General features: G+C 41.9%; 15 protein-coding genes. 13 read left to right on the forward strand and 2 right to left on the reverse strand.

The annotated features are described in order from the left end of the window. Positions 1 to 6 precede the first annotated feature (6 nt). From rpe to pflA, 7 genes are all read left to right on the forward strand, one after another. Positions 7 to 663 (forward strand): ribulose-phosphate 3-epimerase, encoded by a 657-nt coding sequence (gene rpe, locus ACORHT_RS01390; protein WP_434350341.1) that lies wholly within the window; start codon positions 7 to 9, stop codon positions 661 to 663. Beyond that, entirely contained in the window at positions 626 to 1,288 is a 663-nt protein-coding gene (locus ACORHT_RS01395; RefSeq protein ID WP_434350342.1) for a thiamine diphosphokinase, read from the forward strand. Before rpe ends, ACORHT_RS01395 begins: the two co-directional genes overlap by 38 nt. A gap of 1 nt (position 1,289) precedes the next feature. Beyond that, complete coding sequence (rmuC, locus tag ACORHT_RS01400) at positions 1,290 to 2,546, forward strand: DNA recombination protein RmuC (RefSeq protein ID WP_434350343.1); 1,257 nt, start codon at positions 1,290 to 1,292, stop codon at positions 2,544 to 2,546. Continuing rightward, a complete protein-coding gene (locus tag ACORHT_RS01405; RefSeq protein ID WP_434350344.1) occupies positions 2,536 to 3,477 on the forward strand; it encodes a 3'-5' exoribonuclease YhaM family protein in 942 nt (313 codons plus the stop codon). The genes rmuC and ACORHT_RS01405 overlap by 11 nt, the downstream gene beginning before the upstream one ends. A 102-nt stretch (positions 3,478 to 3,579) precedes the next feature. After that, positions 3,580 to 4,404 carry a pur operon repressor gene (gene purR, locus ACORHT_RS01410; RefSeq protein ID WP_434350345.1) on the forward strand — a complete coding sequence of 275 codons (825 nt, stop codon included), beginning with the start codon at positions 3,580 to 3,582 and terminating at the stop codon, positions 4,402 to 4,404. Positions 4,405 to 4,481: 77 nt separating this feature from the next. After that, entirely contained in the window at positions 4,482 to 5,738 is a 1,257-nt protein-coding gene (locus ACORHT_RS01415; protein ID WP_434350346.1) for a diaminopimelate decarboxylase, read from the forward strand. Positions 5,739 to 5,866: 128 nt separating this feature from the next. After that, complete coding sequence (pflA, locus tag ACORHT_RS01420; RefSeq protein WP_075230239.1) at positions 5,867 to 6,661, forward strand: pyruvate formate-lyase-activating protein; 795 nt, start codon at positions 5,867 to 5,869, stop codon at positions 6,659 to 6,661. An 80-nt stretch (positions 6,662 to 6,741) separates the two neighbouring features. On the opposite strand, the gene yidC is transcribed toward pflA, so the two are convergent. After that, entirely contained in the window at positions 6,742 to 7,668 is a 927-nt protein-coding gene (gene yidC / locus ACORHT_RS01425; protein WP_434350347.1) for a membrane protein insertase YidC, read from the reverse strand. 77 nt (positions 7,669 to 7,745) lie between these two features. Further along, on the reverse strand, positions 7,746 to 8,024 hold the full coding sequence (locus ACORHT_RS01430) for an acylphosphatase (protein ID WP_001174500.1): 279 nt from the start codon (positions 8,022 to 8,024) through the stop codon (positions 7,746 to 7,748). Positions 8,025 to 8,057: 33 nt separating this feature from the next. Between ACORHT_RS01430 and ACORHT_RS01435 the strand changes: the two genes are divergently transcribed. The 6 genes from ACORHT_RS01435 to ACORHT_RS01460 all read left to right on the forward strand — a co-directional run bounded on the left by ACORHT_RS01435 (position 8,058) and on the right by ACORHT_RS01460 (position 12,721). Continuing rightward, positions 8,058 to 8,798, forward strand: coding sequence for a TrmH family RNA methyltransferase (locus tag ACORHT_RS01435; protein ID WP_434350348.1), 741 nt, complete (start codon positions 8,058 to 8,060; stop codon positions 8,796 to 8,798). A 53-nt stretch (positions 8,799 to 8,851) separates the two neighbouring features. After that, positions 8,852 to 9,535, forward strand: a complete 684-nt coding sequence (locus ACORHT_RS01440) for a Bax inhibitor-1/YccA family protein (RefSeq protein WP_049549553.1) — start codon at positions 8,852 to 8,854, stop codon at positions 9,533 to 9,535. Positions 9,536 to 9,629: 94 nt separating this feature from the next. Further along, positions 9,630 to 10,622, forward strand: a complete 993-nt coding sequence (gene asnA, locus ACORHT_RS01445) for an aspartate--ammonia ligase (protein ID WP_434350349.1) — start codon at positions 9,630 to 9,632, stop codon at positions 10,620 to 10,622. A 60-nt stretch (positions 10,623 to 10,682) separates the two neighbouring features. Continuing rightward, positions 10,683 to 11,222, forward strand: coding sequence for a 16S rRNA (guanine(966)-N(2))-methyltransferase RsmD (gene rsmD / locus ACORHT_RS01450; protein WP_414283308.1), 540 nt, complete (start codon positions 10,683 to 10,685; stop codon positions 11,220 to 11,222). Continuing rightward, positions 11,212 to 11,700, forward strand: coding sequence for a pantetheine-phosphate adenylyltransferase (gene coaD, locus ACORHT_RS01455; RefSeq protein ID WP_434350350.1), 489 nt, complete (start codon positions 11,212 to 11,214; stop codon positions 11,698 to 11,700). Before rsmD ends, coaD begins: the two co-directional genes overlap by 11 nt. Further along, the gene (locus ACORHT_RS01460; RefSeq protein WP_414271185.1) at positions 11,684 to 12,721 is read left to right on the forward strand and encodes a SepM family pheromone-processing serine protease; all 1,038 of its coding nucleotides are present in this window, start codon (positions 11,684 to 11,686) and stop codon (positions 12,719 to 12,721) included. Before coaD ends, ACORHT_RS01460 begins: the two co-directional genes overlap by 17 nt. Positions 12,722 to 12,741 lie beyond the last annotated feature (20 nt).

Here is a 12,741-nt window from a genome sequence, read left to right on the forward strand (position 1 = left end):
AAACCTATGTCTCAATACAAGATTGCTCCGTCAATTCTGGCAGCAGATTATGCCAACTTTGAACGTGAAATTAAACGCCTAGAAGCAACTGGGGCAGAATACGCCCATATCGATATCATGGATGGTCACTTTGTGCCACAAATCAGCTTTGGCGCAGGTGTGGTCGAGGCTCTTCGTCCTCACAGCAAGATGGTTTTTGACTGCCACTTGATGGTATCAGATCCCGAACATCATTTAGAAGATTTTGCGCGTGCAGGGGCAGATATCATCAGCATTCACGTAGAGGCAACACCTCATATCCATGGCGCTCTTCAAAAGATTCGTTCTCTAGGTGTCAAACCATCGGTTGTTATCAATCCTGGAACACCTGTTGAGGCGATCAAGCACGTGCTTCACTTAGTTGATCAAGTCTTGGTCATGACGGTTAACCCTGGATTTGGTGGACAAGCCTTTTTGCCAGAAACCATGGATAAGATTCGTGAGTTGGTAGCTCTTCGCGAGGAAAAAGGTTTGAACTTTGAAATTGAAGTGGATGGCGGGATTGATGATAAAACGATTGCTCAAGCTAAAGATGCTGGTGCTACAGTCTTTGTAGCAGGGTCTTATGTTTTTAAGGGAGATGTCAATGAACGAGTGCAAGCCCTCCGAAAACAACTGGACTAAAGTTGCAGTTTTTGCAGGGGGAGACCGCGGTCACTTCCGGACAGATTTTGACTGTTTTGTCGGTGTGGATCGAGGCTCACTCTGGGCATTGGAAGAAGAACTTCCTCTTGCGCTAGCCGTTGGGGATTTTGATTCTGTGACTGTAGAAGAAGGTCAGTTGATTCAAAAACGTGCGCGACACTTTGTCCAAGCCCAGCCAGAAAAAGATGATACGGATCTGGAATTAGCACTGTTAACGGTTTTTGAAAAGGATCCTCAGGCTCAGGTGACCATTTTTGGCGCCCTAGGTGGTCGCATCGACCATATGCTGGCCAATGTCTTTCTACCCAGCAATCCCAAATTAGCACCCTATATGCGCCAAATAGAGATTGAGGATGGGCAAAACTTGATTGCCTATTGTCCAGAAGGGACCAGTCAGCTAGAACCACGTTTGGACTATGATTATCTGGCCTTTATGCCCGTGAGGGACAGTCAGTTAACCATTATCGGTGCCAAGTATGAGTTGACAGAGAAAAATTTTTTCTTTAAGAAAGTTTACGCTTCTAACGAATATATAGATAGGGAAGTGTCGGTGACTTGCCCAGATGGCTATGTGGTCGTGCTGCATAGCAAAGACAGGAGGTAGGATGGAAAGTTTACTTGTTGTTTTATTAGTTGCTAATCTAGCCGGCCTCTTTCTTATTTGGCAAAGGCAGGACAAGCAGGAAAAATATCTGACCAAGAGCTTGGAGGATCAGGCAGATAATCTTTCAGACCAGCTGGATTATCGTTTTGAACAAGCCAGACAAGCTAGTCAGCTTGACCAAAAAAATCTTGAAGTGGCTGTCAGTGACCGTTTGCAGGAAATCCGAATCGAGTTGCACCAAGGTCTGACTCAGGTTCGACAGGAGATGAATGAAAACCTCCTCCAAACAAGAGATAAGACTGACCAACGCCTTCAGGCCTTGCAGGAATCAAATGAGCAACGTTTGGAACAGATGCGCCAAACGGTTGAGGAAAAACTAGAAAAGACCTTGCAGACGCGTTTACAAGCCTCCTTTGAGACAGTTTCCAAACAGCTGGAATCTGTCAATCGTGGCCTTGGAGAAATGCAGACGGTTGCCCGTGATGTCGGTGCCCTTAATAAGGTCTTATCTGGCACAAAAACTCGAGGAATTCTAGGAGAATTACAACTGGGGCAAATCATAGAGGATATCATGACACCTGCCCAGTACGAACGAGAATATGCAACGGTTGAAAATTCGAGTGAACGTGTGGAATACGCTATTAAGTTACCTGGACAAGGTGATCAGGAATATGTCTATCTACCAATTGACTCTAAGTTTCCACTGGCAGACTATTACCGCTTAGAAGAAGCCTATGAAGCAGGTGACAAGGATGAAATCGAACGTTGTCGTAAATCTCTCCTAGCAAGTGTTAAGCGTTTTGCTAAGGATATCAAGAGAAAGTATCTGGCGCCACCTCGGACGACAAATTTTGGAGTCTTGTTTGTACCGACAGAAGGTCTTTACTCAGAAATTGTTCGTAATCCTGTCTTCTTTGATGATTTGAGACGGGAGGAGCAGATTATCGTTGCAGGGCCAAGTACCTTGTCAGCCCTCCTTAACTCCCTATCAGTTGGCTTCAAGACTCTCAATATCCAAAAGAGTGCTGATCATATCAGTAAAACGCTTGCTAGCGTCAAAACCGAATTTGGCAAGTTTGGTGGTATTTTGGTTAAAGCGCAAAAACACCTCCAACATGCCTCTGGCAATATTGATGAATTACTAAACCGTCGTACTACAGCTATCGAGCGAACGCTCCGACATATTGAATTGTCAGAAGGTGAGCCTGCGCTTGATCTACTCCAGTTCCAAGAAGATGAGGAAGAATATGAAGATTAGTCACATGAAGAAAGATGAGCATTTTGAAGGTTTTTACCTAATCAAGTCAGCTGATCTTAGACAAACCCGAGCTGGGAAAAACTACCTAGCCTTTACCTTCCAAGATGATAGTGGGGAAATCGAAGGCAAACTTTGGGATGCTCAACCACATAATGTTTCAGCCTTTACTGCAGGTAAGGTTGTTCACATGCAAGGCCGCCGAGAAGTTTACAATAACACCCCTCAGGTCAATCAAATTACCCTTCGGCTGCCTCAACCCGGTGAACCCAATGATCCAGCTGATTTTAAGGTTAAATCTCCAGTTGATGCCAAAGAGATTCGTGAGTATATGTCACAGATGATTTTCAAAATTGAAAATCCTATCTGGCAACGTATCGTCAGAAGTCTTTATGCCAAGTACGACAAGCAGTTTTATTCCTACCCGGCCGCCAAAACCAACCACCATGCATTTGAAACTGGCTTGGCCTATCATACAGCAACCATGGTTCGTTTGGCGGATGCAATTGCAGATATTTATCCTCAGCTCAATAAAAGTTTACTCTATGCAGGAATCATGCTCCATGATCTAGCCAAGGTCATCGAGTTGACAGGTCCTGACCAAACTGAGTACACAGTAAGAGGAAATCTCTTGGGACATATTGCTTTGATTGACAGTGAAATCACAAAAGCAGTTATGGAGCTTGGAATCGATGATACCAAAGAAGAGGTTGTCCTGCTTCGCCATGTCATTCTCAGTCACCATGGATTACTCGAGTATGGTAGTCCAGTTCGTCCTCGTGTGATGGAAGCTGAAATTATTCATATGATTGATAATTTAGATGCAAGTATGATGATGATGTCAACGGCTCTCGCTCTTGTTGATGAGGGAGAAATGACCAATAAGGTCTTTGCCATGGACAATCGTTCCTTTTATAAGCCAAAATTAGACTAGAAACTAAAAAAATGAGCTTTATTTAGGTAATAAAGTTCGTTTTTTTAACTCTAGTGTGATATAATTAGAAAAAGACTAAATAAAAAGAATGGTAAATGCATAATGAAATTAAGAAGAAGTGATCGGATGGTTGTTATTTCCAATTACTTGATCAACAATCCATACAAATTAACCAGTCTCAACACCTTTGCAGAAAAGTATGAATCTGCCAAGTCTTCTATTTCAGAAGATATCGTCATCATCAAACGTGCTTTTGAAGAGATCGAAATTGGTCATATTCAAACGGTGACAGGTGCTGGTGGTGGTGTCATTTTCACACCGTCTATTTCTACCCAAGATTCTAAAGCTATTATTGATGAGTTGCGTGAAAAGCTCTCAGAAAGCGATCGTATCCTTCCAGGTGGCTACATTTATCTATCGGATCTGCTCAGCACACCGTCCATCTTGAAAAATATTGGTCGCATTATTGCTAAGAGCTTCATGGATCAAAAGATTGATGCGGTTATGACTGTGGCAACCAAAGGGGTTCCGCTTGCTAATGCAGTTGCAAATGTCCTCAATGTACCTTTTGTCATTGTCCGTCGAGACTTGAAAATCACAGAAGGTTCGACCGTAAGTGTCAATTACGTTTCAGGTTCTAGCGAGCGTATTGAAAAAATGTTCCTTTCAAAACGTAGCCTCAAAGCGGGAAGTCGTGTCTTGATTGTCGATGACTTCTTGAAGGGTGGAGGAACCATTAACGGGATGATTAGCCTTTTAACTGAGTTTGATTCAGAGTTGGCTGGTGTAGCTGTCTTTGCTGACAATGCTCAGGAAGATCGTGAACAGCAATTTGACTATAAATCACTCTTGAAGGTTACCAATATTGATGTGAAGAACCAACAAATTGAAGTTGAAGTTGGAAATATCTTCGATACAGAAAAATAAGAAATAACTTGAAATACAAAGGTTGGAACGGTTGTCCCAGCCTTTCTTTGCCAGTCGATGTAAAGGAGAGCTGACCTATGAAAACACCATTTATTAACCGTGAGTCCTTGGAAAAAATTGTTGAGGAGTTTCCAACTCCTTTTCACCTCTATGATGAGAAGGGGATCCGCGAGAAAGCACGCGCAGTAAACAAGGCCTTTTCTTGGAATAAGGGTTTTAAAGAATACTTTGCTGTCAAGGCGACTCCGACACCAGCTATCTTGAAAATCTTACAAGAAGAAGGCTGTGGAGTTGACTGCTCTAGTTATGTCGAACTTTTAATGAGTCACAAGCTTGGATTTGCAGGTTCAGACATGATGTTCTCATCCAATAACACTCCAGACCAAGAGTACGCATACGCCAGTGAATTAGGTGCGACTATCAACTTGGATGCCTTCGAAGATATTGAGCATTTAGAGCGCGCTGCGGGGATTCCTGAGATTATCTCTTGCCGTTACAATCCTGGTGGAGTATTTGAACTGGGTACGGACATTATGGATAATCCTGGTGAAGCTAAGTTCGGGATGACTAAGGAACAGCTCTTTAAAGCCTTTGCCATCTTGAAGGAAAGGGGAGCTAAAAACTTTGGGATTCATTCCTTCCTAGCTTCCAATACAGTGACCCATCTCTACTATCCAGAATTAGCACGTCAACTTTTTGAATTGGCAGTAGAAATCAAGGAAAAGTTGGGTATTTCACTGGACTTTATCAATCTTTCAGGTGGTATCGGGGTCAACTATCGTCCAGATCAGGAGCCTAATGATATCGCTGTAATTGGTGAGGGAGTTCGTCAGGTTTATGAAGAAGTCCTCACACCAGCAGGACTTGGTCAGGTTAAGATTTTTACAGAACTAGGACGCTTTATGTTGGCACCTCATGGAATTCTAGTCACAAAAGTAACTCACAAAAAGAAAACCTACCGTACCTATCTAGGAGTAGATGCCTCAGCTGTCAACCTGATGAGACCAGCTATGTATGGTGCCTATCACCACATCACCAATATGATGCATCCTGATGGTCAGACTGAAGTGGTTGATGTTGTTGGTTCTCTTTGTGAAAACAACGACAAGTTTGCAGTTAATCGTGAACTACCTCAAACAGAAATTGGCGATCTACTAGTCATTCATGATACAGGGGCGCATGGATTTGCTATGGGCTACCAGTACAATGCCAAACTTCGTTCAGCAGAAATTCTCTATAAAGAGGATGGTGGTGCACGACTAATCCGCAGAGCAGAGCGACCAGAAGATTATTTTGCAACTCTCTATGGCTTTGATTTTGACAAGGATGAGTAAATTTTTGAAAATCATGAAAGTTGAAAGTGAAAAACAGATTGTTTTCTAAAAAATAGGCAAAATCTGTGGTTTTTCTTTTCAGGCATGATATAATAAAGCTATAAAACGGTTTCAAGAAAGGGAACGATATGACTGAAGAAACAATTGATTATGGACAAGTGACAGGAATGGTACACTCAACAGAGAGTTTTGGGTCGGTAGATGGACCCGGGATTCGTTTTATTGTCTTTCTTCAAGGATGTCAGATGCGTTGCCAGTACTGTCATAACCCAGATACATGGGCTATGGAAACCAATAAATCTCGTGAACGAACAGTGGACGATGTTCTAGAAGAAGCCCTCCGTTATCGTGGCTTCTGGGGGACAAAAGGTGGTATTACAGTCAGTGGTGGAGAAGCGCTACTTCAGATTGACTTTTTGATTGCCCTCTTTACCAAGGCAAAAGAAAAAGGTATCCACTGTACCTTGGATACTTGTGCTCTTCCATTCCGTAATAAACCACGCTATCTAGAAAAATTCAACAAATTGATGGCTGTTACAGACTTGGTACTCCTTGATATCAAGGAAATCAACGAAGCGCAACACAAGATTGTGACTAGTCAAACCAACAAAAATATCTTGGCATGTGCTCAATACTTGTCAGAAATCGGTAAACCTGTATGGATCCGTCACGTTCTCGTGCCTGGATTGACAGACCGAGATGAAGATTTGATTGAACTTGGTAAGTTCGTAAAAACTCTTAAAAACGTTGACAAGTTTGAAATCTTGCCTTACCACACCATGGGGGAGTTCAAATGGCGTGAACTTGGGATTCCGTATTCGCTTGAAGGGGTTAAACCCCCGACAGCAGAGCGTGTGAAGAATGCTAAGGAACTAATGGATACAGAAAGCTATCAAGATTACATGAAACGTGTACATGGATAAAAAGAGAGGTTGGGATTTATTATCCCGACCTCTTTTCTACAATAGAAAAGGCTTAGCTGAAATGCTAGGCCTTTTAGTCTTTATCTAGAATGTTGTTTTCCAGAATTGCGTTTTTTGTTTTTCTTCTTGTTAGAAGTTGTGATAGCTGTTGCTGGTTCAGGGGTTACATCTTTACGAGTAGCTGAAGTTTTACTTGCTTTTGGTGGATTCTTGGCATATTCTTCACGTACTTTTTTACGAAGTTTTGGACGAACCATGTAGTTGATGATGAATTGTTGGAGAATCATCATGAAACCACCGACAACCCAATAAAGTGTGACACTGGCTGGCGAGAAGATTGAAAACATGACAATCATGAGAGGACTCATATAGAGCATCTTCTTGATTTGTTCTCTTTGAGTCTCATCTTCAACTCCATGTAGAGAAAGGAGTGATTGGAGATAATAGAGCACACCTGCGAAGGCTACGAGAAGCCAACTTGGAGAACCAAGTGCAATTCCTAAGAAGCTAGCTTCAGAAACGCCTTCTGTATGTTGAGCAGCAAAGTAGATAGCTGAGAAGAAAGGCATTTGAAGGAGGATAGGGAAACATCCTACGCCACCAAACATACTGATGCCGTGCTCTTTTTGAGCGGCAAAGAGAGCTTGTTGGGCTTCGAGTTTTTCTTCTTGTGTTTCTGCTTCCTTGAGACGAGTTTGGTGTGGTTCAAGGACATGCTTGAGGGCGTTCATCTTTTCAGAGTGAAGCGTTGCCTTCCATGATTGGTAAATACCAAGTGGCAAAATAATCAAGCGGACGATGATGGTTACGATAATAATAGCGACCCCGAAGCCTAGACCTTTATCAGTAGCGAAGTACTTGATAGCTTCTCCCATCGGGGCACCCAAGAAATCCCAAACGGGACCAATTGGCTTACCTGTTGCTTTATCAATCTGAACACAACCTGTCAAGACTAATAGCATAGCCACTCCCATAGCCGAGAGGGCGAAACGTTTTATTGATTTCACTGTTTTTATTCCTTCTTTAAAAATTATACCTTTCTATTCTACTGTTTTTTTGGAAAATATACAATAGTTCTCTGGACCTAATTTGCGACTTTGAAATCCGAATAGGATGGGAAGTTACTCATTTGCACATCTAGGTAGGTTACTTTAGAGAAAGGTGTAGGGCCTTTTCGGATCTCTTGGATAAACTTAGCCATAATGGCAGAAGACTCGGCCTGGGCCAGAATTTCAACGGTTCCGTCATCATTATTCCAGACACGACCCGTAATGCCACCTAGTTCTAGAGCCAGACTATAGACACCCCAGCGGAAGCCCACTCCCTGGACGCGACCTTGAGCGATCATTTTAACCTTTTGCATACCAAACCTCCTTGATTGTGTTATAATATTTCTATGACTATTATAACCTCTAAAACCAATTCTGTGGTGAAAAATGCCAAAAAATTACATCAAAAAAAATATCGGAAAACCTCTTACTTGATTGAGGGCTGGCATCTGTTTGAAGAAGCTATTCAGGCTGGTGCAAAGATTGAGAAAATATTTGCCCTTGCAGAGTATGGCGAAAAATTAAGTGACTATTCCCAGACTGTCTTTGTTACTGAAGAAATCTTGCTTGATTTAGCAGATTCGCAAACTCCTCAGGGTATTGTTGCCATTGTTCAAAAGGAAGAGGAGCAGTTGCCAGATTTGATCCAGGGTAAATACCTCTTCTTAGAAGATGTGCAGGATCCAGGAAATGTTGGCACAATGATCCGGACGGCAGATGCGGCAGGTTTTTCTGGAGTCATTGTTTCAAACAAGTCAGCAGATATCTATAGCCTCAAAACTCTTCGCTCTATGCAAGGAAGTCATTTCCATTTGCCTATTTATCGCATGTCTGTTGAAATATTTTGCGAAAAGGCTAAAAAGAGCGATTTACCGATTCTAGCAACTACCTTGTCCCAAAACTCTAAAGATTATCGTGAGCTGGCTTATCAAGAGGATTTCGCCTTGGTCATGGGAAATGAGGGTCAAGGTATTAGTCCATTCATAGCAGAGCAGGCAGACCAACTGGTTCATATCAGCATGAAGGGCCAGGCGGAAAGTCTCAATGTTGCCATTGCAGCGGGTATACTCATGTTTTATTTGAGTTAAATCATTTTATTTTTGTTATAATCAGTAAAAAGATTTCATAAGGAGAAAAAGATATGAATCAAACAATTATTCAAGAACGTTCTGGTTTGAATCAATTCTATGCAAAAGTCTATGCTTTTGTAGGTTTGGGAATTGGCTTATCAGCCCTTGTCTCAGGACTCATGTTGACAACTTTCCAGGATTTGCTCGTTCAAATTATGATGAATGCTCGTGTATGGCTAATAGTTGCGGGCTTTGTAGAAGTTGCTCTGGTCTATGTAGCGAGTAGTATGGCTTTAAAAAACAGTCCAGCAGCCTTGCCAATTTTCTTGCTTTATTCCGTTTTAAACGGTTTTACACTGAGTTTCGTTGTCTCGCTCTATACCCCAGGTACTGTTTTGACAGCCTTTGTATCTAGTGCAGCTCTCTTCTTTGTGATGGCTCTTATCGGAGTTGTGATTAAGAAGGACTTGAGCGGTATGGGACGTGCCTTGTTGGCAGCTTTGGTGGGCCTCATACTAGCTATGATTGTCAATATCTTTTTAAACAGTAGCCTTTTTGACTATATCATCAGCATTATCATGGTTTTCGTTTTTGCAGGCTTGATTGCTTGGGACAACCAAAAGATTCGCTATGTTTATGAGGAGTCAGGTGGTCAGGTTGCAACAGGTTGGGCAGTTTCTTTGGCGCTCAGTCTTTACTTGGATTTTATCAACGTATTCCTTAGCTTGCTCCGTATTTTCGGTAGTGACGATTGATTTTTAGAGCTCCGTGGAGCTCTTTTTTTAATTTTTACTTTCATTTTTACTGGCAAAAGGGTATAATCATCTTATTATTCAAAAGGAGAGATGTATGAAGAAAAGTTTTATCCATCAACAGGAAGAAATTTCCTTTGTAAAAAACACCTTTACCCAGTATTTAAAAGATAAGTTAGAAGTGGTTGAGGTACAAGGTCCTATCTTGAGTAAGGTTGGGGATGGGATGCAGGACAATTTATCAGGTGTGGAGCATGCCGTGGAAGTCAAGGTTCTCCAAATTCCTGATGCAACTTATGAAGTGGTGCATTCACTTGCTAAGTGGAAACGCCATACCTTGGCTCGATTTGGTTTTGGTGAAGGAGAAGGTCTATTTGTTCACATGAAAGCTCTTCGACCAGATGAAGATTCGCTAGATGCAACTCACTCAGTCTATGTGGACCAGTGGGACTGGGAAAAAGTTATTCCAAACGGACAACGCAATCTTGCCTATCTTAAAGAAACAGTAGAAAAGATTTATAAGGCCATCCGTTTGACAGAACTTGCAGTCGAAGCACGCTACGATATTGAGTCTATCTTACCAAAACAGATTACCTTTATCCATACAGAAGAATTGGTCGAACGTTATCCGGATTTGACTCCAAAAGAACGTGAGAATGCCATTTGTAAGGAATTCGGAGCGGTCTTCTTGATCGGTATCGGTGGAGAGCTATCAGACGGAAAACCTCATGACGGTCGTGCACCGGACTACGATGACTGGACAACAGAATCTGAAAATGGTTATAAGGGTCTGAATGGGGATATTCTAGTTTGGAATGAGAATCTTGGTGCAGCCTTTGAGTTATCTTCAATGGGAATTCGTGTCGATGAAGACACTCTTCGCCGTCAGGTAGCTATCACAGGAGACGAAGACCGTTTAACTTTAGAATGGCATAAGGCTCTCCTAAATGGACTCTTCCCATTGACAATCGGTGGAGGGATCGGTCAGTCTCGTATGGCTATGTTCTTGCTTCGTAAAAAGCATATCGGAGAAGTTCAAACCAGTGTTTGGCCTCAAGAAGTGAGAGATACTTACGAAAATATTCTTTAATCAATCGAGCCGTAAGGTTCGATTTTCTTTTTTTGATAAGAATTTGGTATAATATACGGTATGAAAATCGTATCAGGAATCTACGGAGGGCGTCCATTAAAGACGCTAGACGGGAAAACAACTAGACCGACATCAGATAAGGTTAGGGGCGCTATTTTTAATATGATTGGTCCCTACTTTGAAGGTGGACGTGTGTTAGATCTTTATGCTGGCAGTGGCGGTCTATCCATCGAGGCTGTCTCAAGGGGAATGTCCAGTGCAGTACTGGTTGAGAAAGATCGCAGGGCCCAGAGTATTGTGGCAGAAAATATTCGGATGACTAAGGAAACCTCTAAATTTCAATTATTGAAAATGGAATCCAGTCGAGCTTTGGAGCAGGTGGATGGAGTCTTTGATCTTATTTTCTTGGATCCTCCCTATGCAAAAGAACAAATCGTGTCAGATATTGAAAAAATGGCAGAGAGAAATCTTTTTTCAGAAGATGTCATGGTGGTATGTGAGACCGATAAATCGGTAGAACTTCCAGAAGAAATCGCCTGTTTGGGTATCTGGAAGGAAAAAATATATGGAATTAGTAAGGTGACGGTTTATGTCAGATAAGATTGGGCTATTTACAGGTTCCTTTGATCCGATGACTAATGGACATTTGGATCTCATCGAGCGTGCAAGTAAGCTCTTTGATCAATTGTATGTAGGGATTTTTTATAATCCACACAAAATGGGATTTTTACCGATAGAGAGTCGAAAGAAGACTGTTGAAAAAGCGGTGGGACATCTCAAAAATGTGGAAGTGATGGCTTCTCACGATGAATTGGTAGTTGACGTTGCTAGAAAACTTGGTGTTCAGGTCTTGGTGCGAGGATTACGCAATGCTACAGACCTCCAGTATGAAGCCAGTTTTGACTATTACAATCACCAGCTGGCAAGTGAACTAGAGACGATCTATCTCCATAGTCGTTTAGAGCATATACACATTAGCTCTTCAGCTGTCAGAGAACTATTAAAATTTGGTCAAGATATCAGTGGATATGTGCCAAATACTGTCTTGGAGGAATTAGAAGATGAAGAAAAAGACTAGATGGCCCATATACCTGATTGTGGGACTTATCATTACCTTTGTTGCTTTTACAGTGCCCCTGCCTTATTACATTGAGGTTCCAGGGACTTCAGAGGATATTCGTAAGGTATTGCAGGTAAATAATCAGCCTGATCAAGAGGAAGGCTCTTACCAGTTTGTAACAGTTGGTGTTCAACGTGCTCGACTAGCTCATTTGATCTATGCTTGGCTAACACCTTTCACAGATATTCATAGTGCTAAGGAAATGACGGGTGGTTCATCAGATGCAGAATTTGTCCGCATCAACCAATTCTACATGGAAACTTCGCAGAACATGGCCAAATACCAAGGCTTGAAGGCTGCTGGAAAAGAGATAGAACTCAACTACCTTGGGGTCTACGTTTTAACCGTTACCGACAATTCGACCTTTAAAGGAATTCTCAATATTGCTGATACAGTAACAGCGGTTAATGATAAGACTTTTGAGAGTTCTAAGGATTTAGTTGACTATGTCAATTCTCAAACTCTGGGAGATAAGGTAAAGGTCACCTATGAAGAAGATGGACAAATCAAGTCTGCCGAAGGGAAAATTATTACTCTGGAAAACGGGAAAAATGGTATCGGGATTGGCCTGATTGACCGCACGGAAGTGACTAGTGATATCCCTATTCGTTTTTCAACGGCAGGAATTGGTGGGCCGAGTGCTGGGCTCATGTTTAGTCTATCTATTTATACACAAATTGCAGAACCAACTCTTCGGAATGGTCGTATCGTAGCTGGTACAGGAAGCATTGACAGAGATGGTAATGTGGGTGATATTGGTGGGATTGATAAAAAGGTTGTCTCCGCAGCTAAAAAAGGAGCAACAGTCTTCTTTGCTCCTAACAATCCAGTCACTGAAGAAGCTAAAAAGGCTAATCCACATGCAAAAAGTAATTATGATACGGCTGTAGAAGCTGCAGAAATGATTAAAACAGACATGAAGATTGTTCCAGTAAAAACACTTCAGGATGCGATTGACTATTTGAAAAATAATCCCTAAAAAGTAGGGGAATCTATAAA

The organism is Streptococcus sp. KHUD_014 (assembly GCF_051106275.1).
In the GTDB taxonomy this organism is placed as follows: Bacteria; Bacillota; Bacilli; order Lactobacillales; family Streptococcaceae; genus Streptococcus.

Coding starts and splice junctions, on each gene's coding strand:
- pflA (WP_075230239.1), top strand. CDS start 5,867: ATGACTGAAGAAACAATTGATTATGGACAAGTGACAGGAATGGTACAC.
- ACORHT_RS01395 (WP_434350342.1), top strand. CDS start 626: ATGAACGAGTGCAAGCCCTCCGAAAACAACTGGACTAAAGTTGCAGTT.
- rsmD (WP_414283308.1), top strand. CDS start 10,683: ATGAAAATCGTATCAGGAATCTACGGAGGGCGTCCATTAAAGACGCTA.
- ACORHT_RS01440 (WP_049549553.1), top strand. CDS start 8,852: ATGAATCAAACAATTATTCAAGAACGTTCTGGTTTGAATCAATTCTAT.
- coaD (WP_434350350.1), top strand. CDS start 11,212: ATGTCAGATAAGATTGGGCTATTTACAGGTTCCTTTGATCCGATGACT.
- ACORHT_RS01460 (WP_414271185.1), top strand. CDS start 11,684: ATGAAGAAAAAGACTAGATGGCCCATATACCTGATTGTGGGACTTATC.
- ACORHT_RS01430 (WP_001174500.1), bottom strand. CDS start 8,024: ATGCAAAAGGTTAAAATGATCGCTCAAGGTCGCGTCCAGGGAGTGGGC.
- ACORHT_RS01415 (WP_434350346.1), top strand. CDS start 4,482: ATGAAAACACCATTTATTAACCGTGAGTCCTTGGAAAAAATTGTTGAG.
- ACORHT_RS01405 (WP_434350344.1), top strand. CDS start 2,536: ATGAAGATTAGTCACATGAAGAAAGATGAGCATTTTGAAGGTTTTTAC.
- rmuC (WP_434350343.1), top strand. CDS start 1,290: ATGGAAAGTTTACTTGTTGTTTTATTAGTTGCTAATCTAGCCGGCCTC.
- rpe (WP_434350341.1), top strand. CDS start 7: ATGTCTCAATACAAGATTGCTCCGTCAATTCTGGCAGCAGATTATGCC.
- ACORHT_RS01435 (WP_434350348.1), top strand. CDS start 8,058: ATGACTATTATAACCTCTAAAACCAATTCTGTGGTGAAAAATGCCAAA.
- purR (WP_434350345.1), top strand. CDS start 3,580: ATGAAATTAAGAAGAAGTGATCGGATGGTTGTTATTTCCAATTACTTG.
- asnA (WP_434350349.1), top strand. CDS start 9,630: ATGAAGAAAAGTTTTATCCATCAACAGGAAGAAATTTCCTTTGTAAAA.